The organism is Actinoplanes siamensis (genome assembly GCF_016862395.1).
GTDB lineage: Bacteria > Actinomycetota > Actinomycetes > Mycobacteriales > Micromonosporaceae > Actinoplanes > Actinoplanes siamensis.
This window is the reverse complement of the sequence record NZ_BOMW01000037.1, coordinates 83,099-102,826: the sequence shown is the minus strand read 5'-3', so window position 1 is coordinate 102,826 and position 19,728 is coordinate 83,099. Positions and strand designations below refer to the sequence as shown.

Annotated in this window: 15 protein-coding genes; 7 read left to right on the top strand and 8 right to left on the bottom strand. The window is 73.9% G+C overall.

Going from position 1 to position 19,728, the window contains the following annotated elements:
- Positions 1–59: 59 nt before the first annotated feature.
- The 4 genes from Asi03nite_RS20780 to Asi03nite_RS20765 form a co-directional block, all read right to left on the bottom strand.
- Entirely contained in the window at positions 60–1,922 is a 1,863-nt protein-coding gene (locus Asi03nite_RS20780) for an ABC transporter ATP-binding protein (protein WP_203682083.1), read from the bottom strand.
- A 161-nt stretch (positions 1,923–2,083) separates the two neighbouring features.
- Positions 2,084–3,259, bottom strand: a complete 1,176-nt coding sequence (locus Asi03nite_RS20775) for an esterase/lipase family protein (RefSeq protein WP_239102813.1) — start codon at positions 3,257–3,259, stop codon at positions 2,084–2,086.
- A gap of 99 nt (positions 3,260–3,358) precedes the next feature.
- Positions 3,359–4,597 carry a HAMP domain-containing protein gene (locus Asi03nite_RS20770; protein WP_203682082.1) on the bottom strand — a complete coding sequence of 413 codons (1,239 nt, stop codon included), beginning with the start codon at positions 4,595–4,597 and terminating at the stop codon, positions 3,359–3,361.
- Positions 4,594–5,277, bottom strand: a complete 684-nt coding sequence (locus Asi03nite_RS20765) for a response regulator transcription factor (RefSeq protein WP_203682081.1) — start codon at positions 5,275–5,277, stop codon at positions 4,594–4,596. Before Asi03nite_RS20765 ends, Asi03nite_RS20770 begins: the two co-directional genes overlap by 4 nt.
- 101 nt (positions 5,278–5,378) lie before the next feature.
- Between Asi03nite_RS20765 and Asi03nite_RS20760 the strand changes: the two genes are divergently transcribed.
- From Asi03nite_RS20760 to Asi03nite_RS20745, 4 genes are all read left to right on the top strand, one after another.
- On the top strand, positions 5,379–5,807 hold the full coding sequence (locus Asi03nite_RS20760) for a hypothetical protein (RefSeq protein WP_239102812.1): 429 nt from the start codon (positions 5,379–5,381) through the stop codon (positions 5,805–5,807).
- A 63-nt stretch (positions 5,808–5,870) separates the two neighbouring features.
- Positions 5,871–6,398: a GNAT family N-acetyltransferase gene (locus Asi03nite_RS20755; RefSeq protein WP_203682080.1), complete on the top strand. Its 528-nt coding sequence runs from the start codon at positions 5,871–5,873 to the stop codon at positions 6,396–6,398.
- Positions 6,399–6,439: 41 nt separating this feature from the next.
- Positions 6,440–8,104, top strand: coding sequence for an ABC transporter transmembrane domain-containing protein (locus Asi03nite_RS20750; RefSeq protein WP_239102811.1), 1,665 nt, complete (start codon positions 6,440–6,442; stop codon positions 8,102–8,104).
- Complete coding sequence (locus tag Asi03nite_RS20745; RefSeq protein ID WP_203682078.1) at positions 8,101–9,819, top strand: ABC transporter ATP-binding protein; 1,719 nt, start codon at positions 8,101–8,103, stop codon at positions 9,817–9,819. The genes Asi03nite_RS20750 and Asi03nite_RS20745 overlap by 4 nt, the downstream gene beginning before the upstream one ends.
- Here Asi03nite_RS20745 and Asi03nite_RS20740 read toward each other — a convergent pair.
- Positions 9,807–10,232 (bottom strand): PRC-barrel domain-containing protein, encoded by a 426-nt coding sequence (locus tag Asi03nite_RS20740; RefSeq protein ID WP_203682077.1) that lies wholly within the window; start codon positions 10,230–10,232, stop codon positions 9,807–9,809. The genes Asi03nite_RS20745 and Asi03nite_RS20740 overlap by 13 nt on opposite strands.
- 517 nt (positions 10,233–10,749) lie before the next feature.
- On the opposite strand from Asi03nite_RS20740, the gene Asi03nite_RS20735 reads away from it, so the two are divergent.
- Positions 10,750–14,028, top strand: coding sequence for an AfsR/SARP family transcriptional regulator (locus Asi03nite_RS20735; protein WP_203682076.1), 3,279 nt, complete (start codon positions 10,750–10,752; stop codon positions 14,026–14,028).
- Here Asi03nite_RS20735 and Asi03nite_RS20730 read toward each other — a convergent pair whose 3' ends face one another.
- The 3 genes from Asi03nite_RS20730 to Asi03nite_RS20720 form a co-directional block, all read right to left on the bottom strand.
- Positions 14,029–14,847: an ABC transporter permease gene (locus Asi03nite_RS20730; protein ID WP_203682075.1), complete on the bottom strand. Its 819-nt coding sequence runs from the start codon at positions 14,845–14,847 to the stop codon at positions 14,029–14,031.
- Positions 14,848–14,932: 85 nt separating this feature from the next.
- A complete protein-coding gene (locus tag Asi03nite_RS20725; RefSeq protein ID WP_203682074.1) occupies positions 14,933–15,907 on the bottom strand; it encodes an ATP-binding cassette domain-containing protein in 975 nt (324 codons plus the stop codon).
- A 116-nt stretch (positions 15,908–16,023) separates the two neighbouring features.
- Complete coding sequence (locus Asi03nite_RS20720) at positions 16,024–17,355, bottom strand: cation:dicarboxylate symporter family transporter (protein ID WP_203682073.1); 1,332 nt, start codon at positions 17,353–17,355, stop codon at positions 16,024–16,026.
- A gap of 94 nt (positions 17,356–17,449) precedes the next feature.
- Between Asi03nite_RS20720 and Asi03nite_RS20715 the strand changes: the two genes are divergently transcribed.
- Entirely contained in the window at positions 17,450–18,997 is a 1,548-nt protein-coding gene (locus Asi03nite_RS20715; protein ID WP_203682072.1) for a sensor histidine kinase, read from the top strand.
- Positions 18,994–19,662, top strand: coding sequence for a response regulator (locus tag Asi03nite_RS20710; RefSeq protein WP_203682071.1), 669 nt, complete (start codon positions 18,994–18,996; stop codon positions 19,660–19,662). The genes Asi03nite_RS20715 and Asi03nite_RS20710 overlap by 4 nt, the downstream gene beginning before the upstream one ends.
- Positions 19,663–19,728: the final 66 nt, after the last annotated feature.

Below are 19,728 nucleotides of genomic sequence, written 5' to 3'. Positions count from 1 at the left end.
GTCTGCCGCGGCCGGCCCAGGCGCGGTTCCCCGTCGCCGGCCGCGCGCAGCTTCCGGGCTCAGACCGCCGCGAACTGGGTGCGGTACAACTCCTCGTAGCGGCCGCCGGTGGAGAGCAGCTCGGCGTGGGTGCCACGCTCCACCACCCGGCCCTCCTCGATCACCAGGATCTGGTCGGCGGCCCGGACGGTCGACAGCCGGTGCGCGATCACCACCGCGGTCCGCCCGGCCAGCGCCTCCCCGAGCGCCGCCTGCACGGCCTGCTCCGACGTCGAGTCCAGGTGCGCGGTGGCCTCGTCCAGCACCACCACCCGCGGGCGGGCCAGCAGCAGCCGGGCGATGGTGAGCCGCTGCCGCTCCCCGCCGGACAGTCGGTAGCCGCGCTCGCCGATCACCGTGTCCAGCCCGTCCGGCAACGCCCGGACCAGGTCCGCGACGTGCGCCCGGCGCAACACCTCCCAGATCTCCTCCTCGGTCGCCTCCGGCCGGGCCAGCAGCAGGTTCGCGCGCACCGTGTCGTGGAACAGGTGCCCGTCCTGGGTGACCATGCCGAGCGTCTCGCGCAGCGAGGCGGCGGTCAGATCGCGGACGTCCACCCCGGACAGCCGGACCGCGCCCTCGCCGGCGTCGTAGAGCCGTGGCAGCAGGCCGGCCATCGTCGACTTGCCGGCGCCGGACGACCCGACCAGCGCGACCATCTGTCCGGGCTCGGCCTTGAACGACACGCCGTGCAGCACCTCCGCGCCGCCGCGGGTGTCCAGTGTCGCCACCTCCTCCAGCGAGGCCAGCGACACCTTGTCCGCGGACGGATAGGCGAAGCGCACCCCGTCGAACTCCACCGACACCGGACCGTCCGGCACCGCCCGGGCGTCCGGCTTCTCCTCGATCAGCGGCTTCAGATCGAGCACCTCGAACACCCGCTCGAAGCTGACCAGCGCGCTCATCACCTCGACCCGCGCGCTGGCCAGCGACGTCAGCGGCGCGTAGAGCCGGGTCAGCAGGATCGCCAGCGCCACCACGTTGCCGGCATCGAGGGTCCCGCGCAGCGCGTAGTACCCGCCCAGCCCGTAGACCAGCGCGATGGCCACCCCGGAGACCGACACGAGCGCGGTCAGGAACAGCCACTGCGTCATCGCGGTGCGCACCCCGATGTCACGCACCCGCCGCGCCCGCGCCGCGAACTCGGCGGACTCGGCGTCCGGCCGCCCGTACAGCTTGACCAGCGTCGCCCCGGGCGCCGAGAACCGCTCGGTCATCTGCGTGTTCATCGCGGCGTTGTGCTCCGCGGCCTCCCGCTCCAGCTTGGCCAGCCGCCCGCCCATCCGCCGCGCCGGCCACACGAAGATCGGCAGCAGCACCAGGGCCAGCAGCGTGATCTGCCAGGAGATCCCGATCATCACGATCAGGGTGAGAATCAGCGTGACCAGGTTCCCGGCCACCCCGGAGAGCGTGTCGCTGAACGCCCGCTGGGCCCCGATCACGTCGTTGTTCAGCCGGCTGACCAGCGCGCCCGTCCGGGTCCGGGTGAAGAACGCCACAGGCATCCGCTGCACGTGGTCGAAGACCGTGGTGCGCAGGTCGAGGATCAGCCCCTCGCCGATCCGGGCGGAGAACCAGCGCTGCACCAGGCCGAGTCCGGACTCGGCGAGCGCCACCACCCCGATCGCCACGGCGAGTCCGATGACCAGATCGGTGTCCGCGCCCTCGACGATCCCGTCGACCACCCGCCCGGCCAGTACCGGGCTTGCCACCGCGAGCACCGCGGTCACCACGCTGACCAGCAGGAATCCGGTCAGCGCCGGTCTGTGTGGCCGGGCGAACGCCGCGATGCGCCGCAACGTGGCCAGGGAGAAGGGACGCTTGTCGTCCTGCTGGTGCATCGCGTGGTACATCGAGTTCCAGGCCGCCATCTCCATACTCATGGCGGAACCGTGTCACTTCATCCTTGGTTCAGGTCAAGTCCCTTCCTCCGGTCAAGAAGGTCACCTTCCCGTCGCTCGCACCGCACCGGTCGTCCAGCGCCCGCGGTCCAGTGCTCCTGACCCGGCGCCCGCCGGGCGCCGGTCCGGGTCGGGGGCGCGGATCAGGGGTGGCGCAGTGCGGGTTCGTCGGGGAGCTGCGGGGTGGTGAGCATGGAACGGGTGCTCTGGGCCAGGGCGGCGGCGGAGTTCGACGGGAACAGGAAGACGTTGACCGCGGGCATCAGGGGACGGCCGCAGGTGGCCCGGCTGACCCGGGACAACCGGGCCGGCCCGGGGTGGCGGATGGCGTCGATGCCGAGCAGCCAGGCCGCGTTGTCGTAGGCCAGTCCGAAGTGCTCCACCGTCTCCAGCGGGCACAGCTCCTGCACCGCGACGTTCGTGACGTTCGGCGCGGCCGGGAGCGCGGACAGGCGGTAGGGCACGATGATCTCGTCGTAGCGGGTGTAGATCTGCGTGTAGTCGACGCCCGGCCAGGTCTGCGGGCCCTCGTTCAGCGCGGTCAGGAACGCCGACCCGGCCCGCTGCTGCCAGTATGCCGCCGAGCAGACCGTCTGCGCCGCGCACTGGACGGCGAACTCCCGCGTCCCGTGGTTCGACGCGGCCAGTGAGACGTAGTCGTCGACCATCGCGCGGGTGTCCGGGTGGTACTTCAGCGCCCAGCGGCCGATCATCCCGCCCTGGCTGTGCCCGAGCAGGTCGATCCGGGCGCCGGCGGCGCGGTGCAGGTAGCGGATTCCGCGCACCACGCGCTCCGCGGCGACCTGGATGTCACCGTTGCCGCTGTCCGGCAGGTCGACGTCGCAGTGCGCGCGGTGCTCGGCGTCGAACGCGCGGTCCCAGTTCCAGGAGAAGTTGGCCTTGGCGTTGGAGGTGGTGCCGTGGATCAGCAGGACCGGGGTGCGGCCGGCCCGGGCACTGGCCGCCGGGTCCCCGGTGCAGTGCAGGCCGGCCGGCGCGGAGGTCTTCGCGGCCGGCTTGCCGGCAGTGGCCGAGGGTCTGGTCGCGGCGGCCGGTGCGCTGCTCGCGACAGGGGCGCCCGTCCCGGCGGCCGGAGCGACGGCAGTGGCCGAGGGTCCGGTCGCGGCGGCCGGAGCGACAGCACTGGCCGAGGGTCCGGTCGCGGCGGGCGCGGGCGGGACGCCGGCTGTGGCGTCCGGGGCGGCGCCGGTGGGCGTGGCCGCCGCGGCCGGCGGCTTCTTGGTGGTGCCGGGATGCGGGGCCGGGGCCTGGACGGGCACGGCGAGCAGAGCGGCGGAAAGCAGGATCGGGAGGGTCACGTCGACCGAAACGAGCCACGCGAGCCGGGGGTTGCCGGGCCGGCGGTCCTGAGCGCGGCCCCGGTGACCACCGGTCACCGGAAAGGTGGCCGCTTCGGGTCACGCGCCGGGGAGTTGGAGGGTGACGACGGCTCCGCCGGGGGCGTCGCCGATCGTGAACGACGTCGCCACCTGACGGGCGATGTCCAGGCCCAGGCCTGTCGAACCGCCGCCGGAGCGGCCGCGCCGGACGGCCGTGGGCGGGAAGCCGGGGCCCTCGTCGGCCACCGTGAGGATCGCGCCGTCGACCGGGCGCGGGACCAGCGTGACCGCGAACGGCGTCTCGTCCGGGGTGTGCGCGAAGACGTTGCCCAGCAGCGCGTCCAGGGCCGCCGCCAGGTCGTCGGGGGCCACCGCGACCGGGAGCGGGCCGTCCGGGAGCGACTCGGTCACCGCGCGGCCGGTGTCCTCGGCCAGCACACGCCAGAAGGCCACCCGGTCGCCCACCACAGCTGTCGCGTCGCAGTGCGCCGCGGAGACCGACGAGGCCCGGCGGGTCTGCTGGATGACCGCGGTGACCGCGCGGGCGACGCCGTCGGCGGCCGCGGCGACCCGGGCCGACTCCTCCGGGTCGTGCAGCGACTCGGCCTCCAGGCGCAGCGCCGTCAGTGGCGTGCGCAGGCGGTGCGAGAGGTCGGCGACGCGTTCCCGCTCGGCGGCCAGCAGCTCCTGGATGCGGCCGGCCAGGTGGTTCAGCGCGCCGGCCACCTCGCGCAGCTCCGGCGGGCCGGCCGGGGCGGCGCGGGCCGTCAGCTCCGCGCCGGCCAGGCGGTGCGACACCTCGCTGAGCTGGGTGATCGGCGCGGTGATGGCGCGCGCCAGGCGATCGGCGACGAACAGGCCGAGCAGCAGCAGCGCGACGCCGAGGCCGGCCAGGGTGAGCCAGGACCGGGACACGCCGCGGGTCAGGTCGGCCTCGGTGACCACCGTGCGGACCACGCTGGTCCCGGCCGTGCCGACGACCGGGACCACCACTTCGCGGCCGTCGCCGGTGGCCACCGTGATGGCACGGTTGCCGGCCACGGCGAGGCGGACCGCCGGGGTCGCGGCCGCCGGTTCGCCCACTGTGGTGCCGTCCGGGAGGAAGACCGTCACCGGTACGGCGGCGGCCGGCACCGCCAGGCGCAGGGCCCGCGGGTCGCCCCCGGCCAGCGGCACGATCGCCTGCACCACCGCGTTCGCCCGGCCCAGCGCGCGGTCCTGGGCGGCCTGGCGCAGCAGCAGCGCGATCGGCACCAGGAAGGCCAGCAGCACCAGCACCGTGGTGGCCGCGACCAGCAGCGTCAGCCGTGCCCTCACGCCGGCTCGCTCAGCTTGACCCCGACCCCGCGCACGGTGTGCAGGTAGCGCGGCTCCTGCGCGGTCTCCCCGAGTTTGCGCCGCAGCCAGGACAGGTGCACGTCGACCGTCTTGTCGGCGCCGCCGTACGGCACCTGCCACACCTCGCTGAGCAGCTCCCGCTTGGTGACCACCTGCCCGGCCCGCTGCGCCAGGTGGTGCAGCAGGTCGAACTCACGGGGAGTGAGGTCGACCGGCGCGCCGTCCAGGGTCACCTCCCGCGCGCCCACGTCGATCCGCAACCCGCCGACGGCCAGCGCCGGCTCGGCCTCCCCGGTGGGGGCGCCGCGCCGCAGCACCGCCCGGATCCGGGCGTCCAGCTGCGCCGCGGTGAACGGCTTCACCACGTAGTCGTCGGCGCCCGCGTCGAGCAGCCGTACCATCTCGGTCTCCTCGTCCCGCGCGGTCGCGACGATCACCGGGATCCGGCTGACCGCGCGCAGCATCCGCAGCAGCTCCCGCCCGTCCAGGTCGGGCAGGCCCAGGTCGAGCACGATCAGATCCGGTCGTTCGGCCAGCGCGGTCTGCAGGCCGTCCATCGCGGCCGGCGACGCGGCCACCGCGTGCCCGCGTTCGCGCAGGGCACGCAGCAGGGTGTTCCGGATAGCCGGATCGTCCTCGATCAACAGGAGTCTCGCCACCGCTGCACGGTATCCGCTCGCCGGGCGCCCCCGGCCTTTCTTAACCGTCCCTTAGCCGTGTCCCGGGGGCGGCTTAGCCCGGCCCGGCGCATAGTGGCCGGGTGAGTTCGTTCGGGCAGCGCATGGTGATCGTCGCGGGGTGGGTGGTCGCGGCGATCCTCGCCGTGCTGGTCGGGGTGGTCGGGATCGGTCTGGTCGGGCTGACCGACCGGGACGACGCGATCAGTGAGGCGCAGGTGGAGCGGGAGCTGGCCGAGGTGCCCGCGACGCCGTCGCGCGGTCCCCAGGCGTCGATCGGCCCGGCGCCGGCGACCACCGGCCAGGAGAGCTCGTTCCGGACCCGCGGCGGGACGGTGGTCGCCGACTGCCGGAAGATCGTCTCGATGTCGCCGGCGCAGGGGTTCGCGGTGCACGAGCAGAGCGCCCAGGAGGGTGAGTTCCGCTCCGTCCGGGACGGCCACGACCGGGTGAGGGTGAAGCTGGCCTGCGTCGGCGGGACGCCGCGGATCGGCGAGCGGGACGACGGCTGACCGGGGGCGGGGCCGGATCGGTGATCTTTCCGGGCAGCTCACACGTTGATCTAGGGTGTGCGAGTGACCCGAACATCGTTGACCGCCGTTGCCCGCTCCGCGACCAGCGTCGATGCGACCCGGATCGCGGAAATCTGCACCACTGCGTACCGCGTCGCGTTCCGTGAGGTGCTGCCGGCCGGCTACATCGACCGGACCGTCGGCATCTACTTCGGCGCGGACCGGGTGGCCCGGCAGGTGCCGGCCGACCCGCCGAAGTGGTTCGGATACCAGGTCGCCGAGGAGGACGGCCGGGTGCTCGGCGCGGCCGGTGGCGGGCTCACCCGGCCGGGTGTCGGCGAGCTGCACCTGATCTACCTGGACCCGGCGGAGCGTGGCCGGGGCCTCGGCACCCTGCTGCTGGACCGGGTGACCGAGCAGATCCGCCGGGCCGGCGGGACCGAGGTGTGGCTGTCGGTGTTCCTCGGGGACGCGGCCGGGATCGGGTTCTACCGGTCGCGCGGCTTCCAGCCGGTGGAGACCGTGCAGGCCGATCTCTCCCGGGAGGACGACCACATCCGTAGCCTGCGGATGCGTCGGGCACTGGATTAATCGGTTCCGGGCGGCTGCCGGGAAAAGGCAGGATGTCCGTTGTGGAGCGGAGACCCGGGCAGTACCTGTGGTGGTTGGCGCGGCAACTGAAGGGCCGGGTCGCGCTCGGCGCGCTGTTCGGGTCGCTGTGGTTCGCCACCCTGGCCGCCACGCCGTACCTCATCTCCCAGGCGATCGACCGCGGCCTGAGCCCGCGCCGCCCGGGTCCGCTGATCGCCTGGTCCGCGGCTGTTCTCGCGGTGGGCGTGGCCGGCGCCGGGCTGGGCATCATGCGCCACCGCAGCATGACCAAGCTGCGGATCGCCGCCGCGCTGCGCACCGCCGACCTGGTGCTCACCCACGCCACCCGGCTCGGCGCCGCGCTGCCTCGCCGGATCACCGCCGGTGAGGTGGTCACCATCGGCATCTCCGACGTCTGGCTGATCGGCCGCGCGATGAACGTCGGCGGGGTCGGCGTCGCGGCGATCCTGGCCTGCGCGTTCGTCGCCACCCTGCTGCACCGCACGGCGCCGCTGCTCACCCTGGTCGTGCTGGTCGGCGTGCCGGTGCTCGGCGTGCTGGTCGGGCCGCTGCTCGGGCGCACCCAGCGGGCCGGCTCGCGGTACCGGGAGCGGCAGGGCGAGCTCAACGCCCGGCTGGTCGACGTGGTCGGCGGGCTGCGGGTGCTCAACGGGCTCGGCGGCGGCGACACCCACCTCGCCAGGTACGTGCGCGACTCCACCCGGCTGCGCGACCAGGGTTACCGGGTGGGCCGCCCGTCCAGTTGGGTGAACGCGCTGGGCGACGGACTGCCGATGGTGTTCCTGGCGGTGGTGGTCTGGGTGGCCGCGCGGATGGCGGCGGCCGGCGAGATCACCGCGGGCCAGCTGGTCGCGGTCTACGGGTACACCGCGATGCTGGTGATCCCGGTCAGTGTGCTGATCTTCTGCGGGTTCGACCTGACGTACGGGCTGGTCTCCGCGCGCCGGGTGACCGGCTTCCTGAATCTGCCGCTCGACGATCCGGCGGGCGGGGCGGGGCCGCCCGGGCCGGCTCGTCTGCACGACGCGGAGTCCGGAGTGGTCGCCGAGCCGGGGCGGATGACCGCCCTCGCCGGCGCCCGGCCGGCGGACGCCGCCGAGATCCTGGACCGGCTGGGCCACTACCTGCCCGCCACCGGCCGGCCGGTGGCCTGGGACGGGCGTCGGCTCGACGGGGTCGCCCGCCAGGTGGTCCGGGACCGGATCCTGGTCGCGGAGAACGGGGCCGCCCTCTTCGCCGGCCCGCTGCGCGCGGTGGTTGCCGGCCGCCACGACCCGGACGACGACCTGATCCGCGTCGCGATCGACACCGCCGTGGCCCACGACGTCGCCGGCGACCTGCACCGCGAGGTCGAGTGGGCCGGCCGCAACCTCTCCGGCGGCCAGCGGCAGCGGCTCCGGCTGGCCCGCGCGCTGTACGCCGACCCGGAGATGTTGCTGCTCGCCGAGCCGACGTCGGCCGTCGACGCGCACACCGAGGCGGCCATCGCGGAACGCCTGGCCGCCGCCCGGTCCGGCCGCGGCACCGTGGTGGCGACCACCTCGCCGGTGCTGCTGGACCGCGCCGACATCGTGCACTACCTGGTCGGCGGCCGGGTGGCGGCCACCGGCACGCACCGCGAGCTGCTCTCCGCCGAGCCGGGCTACCGTGCCTTGGTGACCCGCGTCTTCGGGGCGGAGAGGTGACCGCGCTGCCGGTCGCCGGTCAACGGCCGGTCGTGCGCGCCACGCTGCGGCTGATCGCCGCGGACAAGCGTTCAGTGGCCGCCATGACCGTGCTGAACTCGTTCGCCGCGATCGCCGGGCTGGGCGCGCCGTGGCTGCTCGGCCGGGTGATCGACACGGTGGCCGCCGGCGGTGGCGTGCCCGCCGTGGACCGGCTGGCGCTGGCCGTGCTGGCCTGCGCGATCGCCCAGACGCTGCTGTCCCGGTGGGCGCTCGCGCTGGCGTACCGCTTCGGCGAGCGCACCTCGGCCCGGATCCGCGAGACGTTCCTGCGCCGGGCGCTCGCCCTGCCCGCCTCGGTGGTGGAGCGGGTCCCGGCCGGCGACATCGCGGCGCGCGGCACCACCGACGTCGACGCGGTCGCCACCACCCTGCGCGACGTGCTGCCGCGGATCCTGATCGGCCTGGTCGAGATGGCGTTCATCGTCGTGGCGGTGATCGTGCTGAACCCGGTGCTCGGCGTCGCCGGCGTGCTGGGCCTCTCCGGCGTCTGGTTCGTCACCCGCTGGTACCTGCGCCGCGCCCGGGACGCCTACCTGCGCGAGGGTGAGGCCAACTCGCGGCTGGCCGAGGAGCTGGCCGCGACCACCTCCGGCGCGCGGACCATCGAGGCGTTCGGGCTGGCCGGCCGCCGCCTGGCCGCCGGGCACGCGGCGATCGACGAGACCCGCCGGACCAGGCTGATCACTCTCGGCCTGCGCAGCGTGTTCTTCCCTGTGGTGGAGACGTCCTACGCGATCCCGGTGGTGCTGGTGCTGCTGCTCGGTGGGCTGCTGCACTTCGACGGCCGGGTCAGCCTGGGCACGGTCGGCGCGGCCGTGCTCTACCTGCGGCAACTGGTGAACCCGCTGGACACGCTGTTGATCCGGATCGAGCAGCTGCAGGCGGCGGCCGCGTCGTTCGCCCGGGTGGAGGGCCTGTCCGAGGTGGACGCGCCGGCCACGGATCCGGTGGCCGCACCGGCGGACGACCGGATCGAGATCCGCGGGGTCCGCTTCGCCTACGAGTCCGGCCGCGACGTCCTGCACGACATCGATCTGACGGTACGACCGGGGGAACGCCTCGCCGTCGTCGGGCTGTCCGGGGCCGGCAAGTCCACGCTGGGCCGTCTGATCGCCGGCGTCGACCGCCCCACCGCCGGCAGCGTCACGGTCGGCGGCGTGCCGATCGCCGGCCTGCCGCCCGAACAGCTGCGCCGCCAGGTCGTCCTGGTCACCCAGGAGCACCACGTGTTCCGCGAGACGGTGCGCGACAACCTGATGGTGCCCGCCCCCGACGACGAGCTGCGCCGCGCCCTGGCCACGGTCGGCGCGGACTGGGCCGGCGACCTGGACCGCGATCTCGGGCTCGCGCCGCCGGACGGGGCGCAGGCGCAGCAGCTCGCGCTGGCCCGGGTGCTGCTGGCCGGGCCGCACACGGTCATCCTGGACGAGGCCACCGCGCTGCTCGACCCGACCGCGGCCCGGGACGCGGAGCGTGCGTTGGCGGCGGTGCTGCACGGGCGTACCGTGATCGCCATCGCCCACCGCCTGCAGACCGCGCACGACGCCGACCGGGTCGCCGTCATGGACGACGGCCGGATCATCGAGCTCGGCACGCACGACGAACTGCTCGCCGCCGGCGGGCCGTACGCGGCGCTGTGGCGCTCCTGGCACCGGGCCGATCAGATGCGGTAGTACGGGTAGCCGGGGTACAGGTAGCCGGCGCTCCAGAACGGCGGGTACCCGTAGTGCCGGTACAGCTGGTCGTAGTAGTCGGTGGCGTCGATCAGCGCCGGGTCGTACACCGGGGCCTCCGCGATGATCTGCTTCGGCTCGGCCACGTGCACGACCTCGTCGTCGATCGCCCGGATCGCCTCGATCGGAATGTAGGACGACTTCGCCCCGAAGCCCAGGATGCCGCCGTGCCCGACGTGCAGCATCCGGACCTTGTGTTCCTCCGGGTCGATCAGCAGGTCGTCGACCCGGCCCAGGTCGTGGCCGTCGCGGTCGTGGACCTTCCGTCCCCGGATGTCCTCGGCCGGGTCGCCGACCATCTGGTCACTGTCGCTCAGCTTGATCAGTTCGATGCTGGCGTGCGGCGTCGTCATGACTGGCCTCCTCCCGATCAGCGTTGATCTCCGATTACCCGATCCGCATGATCCGCAATCGGCGGGTGCCGCCGTGACCGCTGGTGCACGCTGCTGGAATGGAGGGGACGGTGCGCGGGCGGCTGCTCCGCCCCGTCCTGCCTCGCGCGACGCTGTCTCCCACGACCCAGGTCACGCGTGACAGGCCCGGCTCAGCGCTCACCTCCCGGCTGGTTGTGAAGGGTCTCTCGAAAGCCCGCTGGGACCCGTGTGGCCCAGCCGGGAGCGTGCGGCTGGATCTGAGAGGCGTCTCCCGGTCCGCACACGACATCCTGTGCTTGCCGGGCATCGACGGCAGGCCATGCTCCTGCGTGGAGAGCCGGTGCGGGTGAACAGCACCCTCCGTCCGATCCTCAGCCGGGCAAGCTAGCCTCCTAGGAAGCCCTAGGAGAGGTGCGGGGAGGACTGGGCTGCGGCCGCGAGGCCGCGCGGTCGACCGGTTTGGTCCGGGTGGTGCGGGCGCGAGAGGATCGCAACCGTGAGCGAGCACGGGGAACGCGCCGGGCGGTTGCGGGTCGGCCTGTTCGGCGGGTTGCGGGTCGGCCGCGGGGACGACGACCTGGCGGTTCCCGGAGCGCGGCTGCGGGGCCTGCTCGTGCGGCTGGCGCTGGCCGCCGGTCGGCCGGTTGGCGCGGCCGTGCTGGTGGACTCGCTGTGGCCGCTGGACCGGCCCGCCGATCCGGCAAACGCTTTGCAGTCGCTGGTGTCGCGGCTGCGCCGGGTGCTCGGTGACGCGGACGCCGTCACCCAGGACGAGGGTGGGTACCGGCTGGCGGTGGCCGGCGACGACGTGGACGTGATCCGGTTCGAGCGGCTGGCCGCGGGCGGGCGGCGGAAGTTGCGGGCCGGGGCCGCGCGGGCGGCCGCGGAGCTGCTGGGGGAGGCCGCCGGGCTGGTGCGGGGGCCGGTCGCCGCCGAGGCCGGCGTGGTGGCCGGCGCGGTCGGGGCGCGGCTCGGGCGGGCGGTGGGCGCGGCGCTCGCCGACCTCGCCGAGGCGGATCTGCTGCTCGGGCGGTTCGACGCGGCGGAGGGGCGGCTCACCCGGCTGCTGGCGGAGCATCCGCTGGACGAGCGGGTCGCGGGGCTGCTGATGGACACCCTGGCCGCTCAGGGGCGGCAGGCGGACGCGCTCGCGCTGTACGAGCGGGTCCGGGCGGAGATCGCCGACCGGCTGGGCGCGGATCCCGGGGCGGCGCTGCGTGAGAAGCACCTGGCCCTGCTGCGTGGCGTGGAGCGGGACGGTCCGGCGCAGGGCCGCCCGGCAACGGGCGTACCGGCGCAGGGGTCGCCGGCGGCGAGCAACCTGCCGGAGCCGCTGACGAGTTTCATCGGCCGCGAGGCCGACCTGGCCCGGGTCGACGACCTGCTCGCCGGCGGGCGGTTGATCACCGTGCTGGGGCCCGGTGGCGCCGGGAAGACGCGGCTGGCCACGCAGGCGGCGCGGCGCCGGCGCGGGGACTTCCGCGACGGTGTCTGGCTGATCGATCTCGCGTCGGTGACCGCGCCGGCCGAGCTGCCGGCGGCGGTGCTGACCGCGACCGGGTTGCGCGCCGCGGCGATCTTCGAGGGTGGATCGGGGCTGCGGCCGGAGGGGCGCACCGAGGTCGACGTGCTGGTGGACCAGTTCGCGGCGCGTGAGTGCCTGTTCCTGGTGGACAACTGCGAGCACCTGATCGACGCCGTAGCCCATCTGGCGACGGCGCTGCTGGTGCGTTGCCCCGGCTTGCGGATTCTGGCGACCAGCCGGGAGCCGCTGGCGGTGGACGGTGAGGCGCTGGTGCCGCTGGGCCCGCTCGGCGTCCCGGAGCAGGCCGGGCTGGACGAGGCGCGGGAGTCGCCGGCGGTGCGGCTGTTCGCCGAGCGGGCCGCCGCCGTGCTGCCCGGGTTCACGGTGGACGAGTCGAGTGTGGCCGACGTGGTGCAGATCGTGCGCCGGCTGGACGGTCTGCCCCTGGCGCTGGAGCTGGCCGCGGCCCGGCTGCGCACGCTCGGGCTCAAGGAGCTGGCGGCTGGCCTGGACGACCGGTTCCGGCTGCTCACCACGGGCAGCCGGACGGCGTTGCCGCGGCACCGGACGCTGCGCGCGGTGATCGCCTGGAGCTGGGAGCTGCTGGCCTCCGACGAGCGGGTGGTGGCCGACCGGGTGTCGGTGTTGCCCGGCGGAGTGACCGTGGGGACGGCGACCGCGGTGTGCGCCGGCTCCGGGGTGCCGGCCGCGGCGATCCCGGAGCTGCTGGCCGCGCTGGTGGACAAGTCGCTGTTGCAGCGCGCGCCGGACGGCCGCTACCGGATGCTGGAGACCCTGCGGGAGTACGGCATCGACCAGCTCGCCGCGCAGCGGGCGCTCACCGCGACGCGGGGCCTGGCGGCCCGGTACCTGTCCGAGCTGGTCGCCGCGTACGATCCGCTGCTGCGGACCGCCGAGCAGTTGGACGCGCTGGTGGTGCTGCGGGCGGAGTACGACAACGCCCTGGCCGCCCTGCGTCACCTGTGCGACGAGGGTGACGCGGACGGCGCGACCCGGCTGGCGCTGCGCCTGGTCTGGTATTGGCAGATGTTCGGCCGGCACGCCGACGCCGCGTTCTGGATGGACGAGGCGCTGCGGCTGCCGGGGGAGCGGGACCCGCTGGTCGCGGACTGTGCCGAGGCGGTGCTGACGCTGAACCGGGTCAGCTCCGAGGTGCTGATGGCGGCGGAGAGCGTGCGGCAGCGCCAGGATCGGCTGCGTGCGCTGGCCGACCGGCTGATGGCGCATCCGAGGCTGCCCGGGCTGGCCGGCGCTCTCTCCGCGGTGGTGCTGTTCATGGCGGAGGAGCGGGAGGCCGCCCAGGCACGGATGGACGAGCTGGTGGCCGGCCCGGATCCGTGGGTGTCGGCGCTGGCGCAGTTGTTCCGCGCCCAGGTGGCGGAGAACAACGGGGACATCGCGCAGGTCCGGGTCGACGTTTCGGACGCGCTGGCCGGGTTCCGGGTGGCCGGCGACAGGTGGGGTCAGGCGACCGTGCTGCCGTTGCGGGCGCTGCTGCGGCAGTACGAGGGTGACCTGGACGGCGCGCTTGCCGATCTGCTGACGGCGAAGGCGCTGGCCGGCGAGTTCGGCTCGCTGGACCTGGGTGACGAGATCTTCATCGATCTGCGTCGGGCCGACCTGCACCTGCGGCGAGGTGAGCCGGAGGAGGCGCTGACCGCGCTCGCCGGTGCCCGGGCCCGGGCCGGGCGGGCCGCGTCGCCGGAGATGATGCTGCTCATCGACGGCCTGGAGGCCGGGATGCGGGTCACCTTGGGTGAGCTGGACCGGGCCGAGGAGCTGGTGTCGCAGGCCGAGGCGGGTCTGCGGCGCGAGGAGTTCGCGTTGCTGAACGGCCATCACGGGATCGCGATCGTCCAGGGGGTGCGGGCGTGGGTGGCGTTGCGCCGGGGGGATGCGGCCGGGGCGGAGCGGGCGCTGGTGCTGGCGTACGCGGCGGCGCTGGAGACCCGGGACATGCCGATCCTGTCGCTGGTGGCGGTGGGCGCGGCGGGGCTGGCGGAGCTGCTGGGCCGGCATCGGGAGGCGGCGCAGCTGCTGGGCGCGGCGGCCCGGTTGCGCGGGTCGCACGATCCGACCGATCTGCAGGTGGCCGAGCTGGGCCGGCGTGGCCGGGCAGCGCTGGGGGAGGACGGGTTCGCCGAGGCGTACGCGGCGGGCTGGAGCCTGGACCCGAACACGGCACTGGCCCGGGCGGACCCGGGCCAGTTGCGCGCGATCGAGAGCTGATCAGGTGCGCTTGTTGTAGGCGCGCAGGGCGAGCGGTACGAAGACCGCCAGCAGCCCGGCCATCCAGGCCAGGGTGATCCACAGGTGGTGGGCGACCGGCCCGCTGATCAGCAGGCCGCGTTCGGCGCCGACCAGGTGGGTGATCGGGTTGACGTGGACGAAGTCCTGCAGCCAGCCGGGCAGCGTGTCGGTCCCCACGAACACGTCGCTGCCGAACGAGAGCGGGAAGACCAGCAGGAACATCACGCCCTGCACCGCGCCCGAGGTGCGCACGAGCATGCCGACCCAGACCGAGATCCAGGCGAAGCACAGTCCGAAGCCGACGGCCAGGCCGATCGCGGCGAGTGTGGCGACCGTGCCGGTCTCGATCCGGAAGCCCATGACGGCGCCGAAGCCGAGCATCACCACGCACACCGTGAGGTAGCGGACGATGTCCGCGAGCACCGCGCCGACCAGGGGCGCCGCCCGGGACACCGGCAGGGACCGGAACCGGTCGAAGACGCCTTTCTCGATGTCGGCGTTGAGGTTCTGGCCGAGGGCGATGCTGCCCATCGCCAGTGACTGGCCCAGCATGCCGGGCAGCAGGAACTGCAGGTAGCCGTGCCGGTCGCCGTCGGCGATGGCGCCGCCGAACAGGTAGGTGAACATCATCAGGAAGATCACCGGCTGGATGGTCACGTCGATCAGGGCTTCGGGCGTGCGCACGGTCTTGATCAGGCTGCGCTTGGCGAGGGCGGCGCTGTGCCTGATCAGCGCGAGGAACGACCCGCCCCGCGGCGCGTCCAGGTGGGTGGGCGCGTCGAGCACCGCTGTCGTCATGCTGTTGCCTCCATGGGTCTGCCCTTCTGGCCCTTGCCTGCGGCGTCGTTGTCCGGTGCGGGTCGCGGCCGCTCGGTGCAGGCGGTCATACCAGGGCCTCCTTCTTGGTCTCTCCGCCGGTGAGCGTGTGGAACACCTCGTCCAGGCTGGGCAGGTGCAGGCCCAGCTCGTTGACCTCGATGCCGTCCCGGCGCAGCGCCGGGACGACGTCGTCGAGCGCGGTGTCGGCGGTGACCGGCACGGAGGCGGCGCCGGGCCGGGATCCGGCCGCGCCGTCCGGCGCGGCGCTGGTGCCGGGTGAGGCGACCGCGTCGAGCAGCCGCAGCACGTCGGGCAGCCGGGCCGGGTCGGCGGGCCGGATGCGCAGGGTCTGCCCGCCGACGCGCCGCTTGAGCCCGTCCGGGGTGTCCTGGGCGATGACCCGGCCGTGGTCCACCACGACGATCTCGTCGGCCAGCGCGTCGGCCTCCTCCAGGTACTGCGTGGTGAGCAGCACGCTGGAGCCCTGCGCCACCTGGGTGCGCACGACGCCCCACATGTCCTCGCGCTTGGCCGGGTCGAGGCCGGTGGTCGGCTCGTCCAGGAAGATCACCTCGGGGTGGCCGACCAGGCTGGCGGCCAGGTCGAGGCGGCGGCGCATGCCACCGGAGTAGGTCTTGGCCGGCCGTCCCGCCGCCTCGGTCAGGTCGAACCAGGCGAGCAGCTCGGCCGCCCGCTTCCTGGCGTCCCGGCTGCGCAGGTCGAGCAGCTGGCCGATCAGCACCAGGTTCTGGGTGCCGGTCAGGTCCTCGTCGACCGACGCGTACTGGCCGGTGAGGCCGATCCGGCGGCGCACCTTCTGCGGCTCGCGCAGCACGTCGACGCCGGCTACGTGAGCGGTGCCCGCGTCCGGGCGCAGCAGGGTCGCCAGCACCCGTACCGCTGTCGTCTTGCCGGCCCCGTTGGGTCCCAGCACGCCGAGCACCGTGCCCCGGCGCATGGCCAGGTCCACCCCGTCGAGCGCCTGGGTGGTGCCGAAGCGTTTGCGCAACCCCTCGGCGCGCACTACGAGATCGTCCACGATTCCCGCTCCCCCTCATTCGTCGTCAGGGGAAGACTGCGGGGCCGTGCTGGCATGATCCGCACATGGCGCTGGCACGGCTCCCCGGGGGCCGGGGGAGCCGTGCCAGCGCTCTGTCAGGAGGCGCCGGCGGTCGCCTCCTTCTCCTGGGCAGCGCTGGTCGCGTGGTCGTCGTCGAGCATGGTGGCCTCGTCGAACGGGTCGTGGCCGCTGAGCACCCGCTGCGCCCGGTCCCGGTCGAACTCCCTGGTCCAGGCGCCGATCAGCACGGTGGCCACGGCGTTGCCGGCGAAGTTGGTGAGCGCCCGCGCCTCGGACATGAACCGGTCGATGCCGACGATCAGGCCGACGCCGTCGACCAGTTCCGGCCGGTGCGTCTGCAGGCCGCCGGCGAGCGTGGCCAGGCCGGCGCCGGTGACTCCGGCGGCGCCCTTGGACGCGATGATCATGAACAGCAGCAGGGAGATCTGTTCGCCGATGGCGAGCGGCTGGTCCATCGCCTGGGCGATGAACAGCGACGCCATGGTCAGGTAGATCGCGGTGCCGTCGAGGTTGAACGAGTACCCGGTCGGCACCGCGATGCCGACGACCGGCTTGCTGACGCCGACGTGCTCCATCTTGGCGATCAGGCGGGGCAGCGCCGACTCGGACGAGGAGGTGGACAGGATCAGCAGGAACTCGCGGCCGAGGTAGCGGAAGAACCGCCAGAGGTTGACCCGGGCGACCAGCCAGAGCAACGGGCCGAGCACCGCGAACACGAAGATCACGCAGGTCAGGTAGAAGCCGAGCATGATCTGCCCGAGGCTGATCAGCGCGTCCACGCCGGCCGAGCCGACCACCGCGGCGATCGCGCCGAACGCGCCGATCGGGGCCAGCCACATCAGCATCGCCAGGACCCGGAAGACCAACCGCTGGAAGACGCCTATCGCGGTCAGCACCGGCTGCGCCCGCTCGCCCATCGACTGCAGCGCGAAGCCGATCAGCAGCGCGACCAGCAGGGTCTGCAGCACCTCGCTGCCGACCAGCGGGGAGATCAGCGTGGTCGGGATGATGCCGAGCAGGAAGTCGGCGGTGGTCTCGCCGGCGGTCTCGCCGACCTGTTTCTGCCCGGCCTCGGCGATCGAGGCGTCCAGGTGCAGCCCGGATCCCGGGTGGACGATGTTGCCGACGATCAGGCCGATCGCGAGGGCCACGGTGGACATGGTGAGGAAGTAGCCGAGGGTGAGACCGCCGACCTTGCCGACCTTGGCGGCCTGCCGGACCGAGCCGACGCCGAGCACGAGCGTGCAGAAGATGACCGGGCTGATCATCATCTTGATGAGGTTGACGAATCCGGTGCCGATCGGCTTCAGCTCCACCGCCGTCTCCGGCGCGAGCAGGCCGACGGCTATGCCGAGGAGCACGGCCACGATCACGGCGGGGTACAGATACCGGGTGCGATCCTTCATGGGCGTCGACTGTGGTCTAGGTCTCAGCGGGGATCACGATTACGGTCATTCTGTTCATCGCCCTTGATGTCCCGGATCGGCAGAACGGCCTGGCATGACCCGTCGTTGGAGTATCGCGCGGCAGTTGTTCGCGCTGCAGGTGCTGGTGGTGACCCTGCTGGTGGCGGTCTGCACCACCGGGGCGGTGCTGCTCGCCCGGCGGGATGCCCGCAACGCGGCGATCGGCGAGGTGACAGCGGTGGCCGAGACCATCGCGCACTCGCCGGAGGTGGTCGCCGCGTTGCGCTCGGCGGACCCGACGAGCGTCCTGCAGCCGTACGCCGAGACGACGCGCCTGGCCACCGGCACCGACTTCATCGTGGTGATGGCCCCGGACCGGACCCGGTACACGCACCCGAACACCAGGCTGATCGGCCAGCCGTTCGCCGGCACGGTGGCCGGCGCGCTGGCCGGCGGCGTGGTCGTGGAGGAGTACCGGGGCAGTCTCGGCGACTCGTGGCGCACGGTGGTGCCGATCCGTGCCAGGTCCGGCGCGATCGTGGGCCTGGTGTCGGTCGGCATCCGCAGCGCCACGATCAACCGCTCGCTGCAGGCCCAGGTGCCCGCGGTGGCGTCCGGCACCGCGGCGGCGCTGCTGCTGGCCGCCACCGGCGCCTGGGTGCTCAGCCGCCGCCTGCGCCGGCAGACCCACGGCCTGGGCCCGGCCGAGATGACCCGGATGTACGAGTACTACGACGCGGTCCTGCACTCGGTCCGCGAGGGTCTGGTGGTGGCCGGCCGGGACGGGACGATCGAGCTGATCAACGACGAGGCGCGGCGGCTGCTGGATCTGGACACCGACCCGCCGCGGCTGCCCGGCGAGGTGGCCGACCTGATAGCGGCGCGGCGCACCACTGTCGACGAGCCGATCGTGGCCGGCGACCGGATCCTGGTCGCCAGCCACCTGATGACCGCCGACTCGCAGGGCAGCGTGCTGACCCTGCGCGACCACACCGAGCTGCGGCAGCTCACCGGCGAGCTGGACTCGGTGCGCGGCCTGACCGAGGCGCTGCGGGCCCAGGCGCACGAGGCCGCGAACCGCCTGCACACCGTGCTGACCCTGGTCGAACTCGGACAGCCGGAGGAGGCGATCCGGCTCGGCACCGAGGAGCTCGCGCTGGCCCAGCAGCTGACCGACGAGGTGGTCGGCGCGGTCCGGGAACCGGCCCTGGCGGCGCTGCTGCTCGGCAAGTCGGCTCAGGCGGCCGAGCGCGGCGTCGAGCTGACCGTCGATCCCGCGTCGCAGGTGAACGGTTCGCCGCTGCCGGCGCGTGACCTGCTCACCGTCGTCGGCAATCTGGTCGACAACGCGCTGGAGGCGGTGGCCGGGGTGGAGCCCGGCGCGCCGCGCCGGGTGCGGGTGCTGGTCCGGCAGGAGGAGGGCACGGTGGTGGTCGAGGTCGGCGACACCGGGCCGGGCCTGACCCCGCAACAGGCCGACGCGGCCTTCCGCCGCGGCTGGTCGACCAAGCCGGGACCCGGCCGCGGCGTCGGGTTGTCCCTGGTCCGGCAGATCACGCAGAGGCACGGCGGTGGGTACGCCATCGACTCGGCGCCGGGCCACGGCGCGGTCCTGACGGTTCGAATCCCGGTGCCGTCGTGATCCGCGTGCTGGTGGTCGACGACGAGCCGCTGATCGCCCAGGCGCACCGCGTCTACACCGAGCGCGTCGACGGGTTCACTGTGGTCGGCGTCGCGCACACCGCACGGGAGGCGCTGGCGGTCCTGCGTACCCGGGAAGTCGATCTGATCCTGCTGGATCTCCGTCTCCCGGACCGTCCCGGCCTGGACCTGGCCCGCACCCTGCGGGCCGCCGGGAGCGGCGCGGACGTGCTCGCGGTGACCTCGAACCGCGACCTGGCGATGGTGCGCCAGGCGGTCGCCCTGGGCGTCACGCACTACCTGCTGAAGCCGTTCACGTTCGCGGCGTTCCGCGACAAGCTGGACCGCTACGCCCGCTACCGCGACCAGGTCCGCCAGGCCACCGAGGTGGCCGCCCAGCACGAGATCGACCGGGTCTTCGCCACCCTGCGTGGCAGTCCCCCGGACACGCTGCCGAAGGGCCTGGACGCGGCGACGTTCGATCTGGTCCTGACCGCGCTGCGGGCGGCGCCGGGCCTGTCCGCGGCCGAGGCGGCGGCCCGGACCGGCACGTCGCGGGTCACGGCCCGCCGCTACCTGGAGCACCTGACCGAGTCCGGCCGGGCGATCCGGACACCCCGGTACGGCGGCCCGGGCCGTCCCGAGGTCGAGTACCGCCCGTCCTGAGTCAGCCGGCCCCCGGGCGGTGACCGGCAGTTTCTTGGCGCGTACCTGGCCTGGACGCGGGACGCC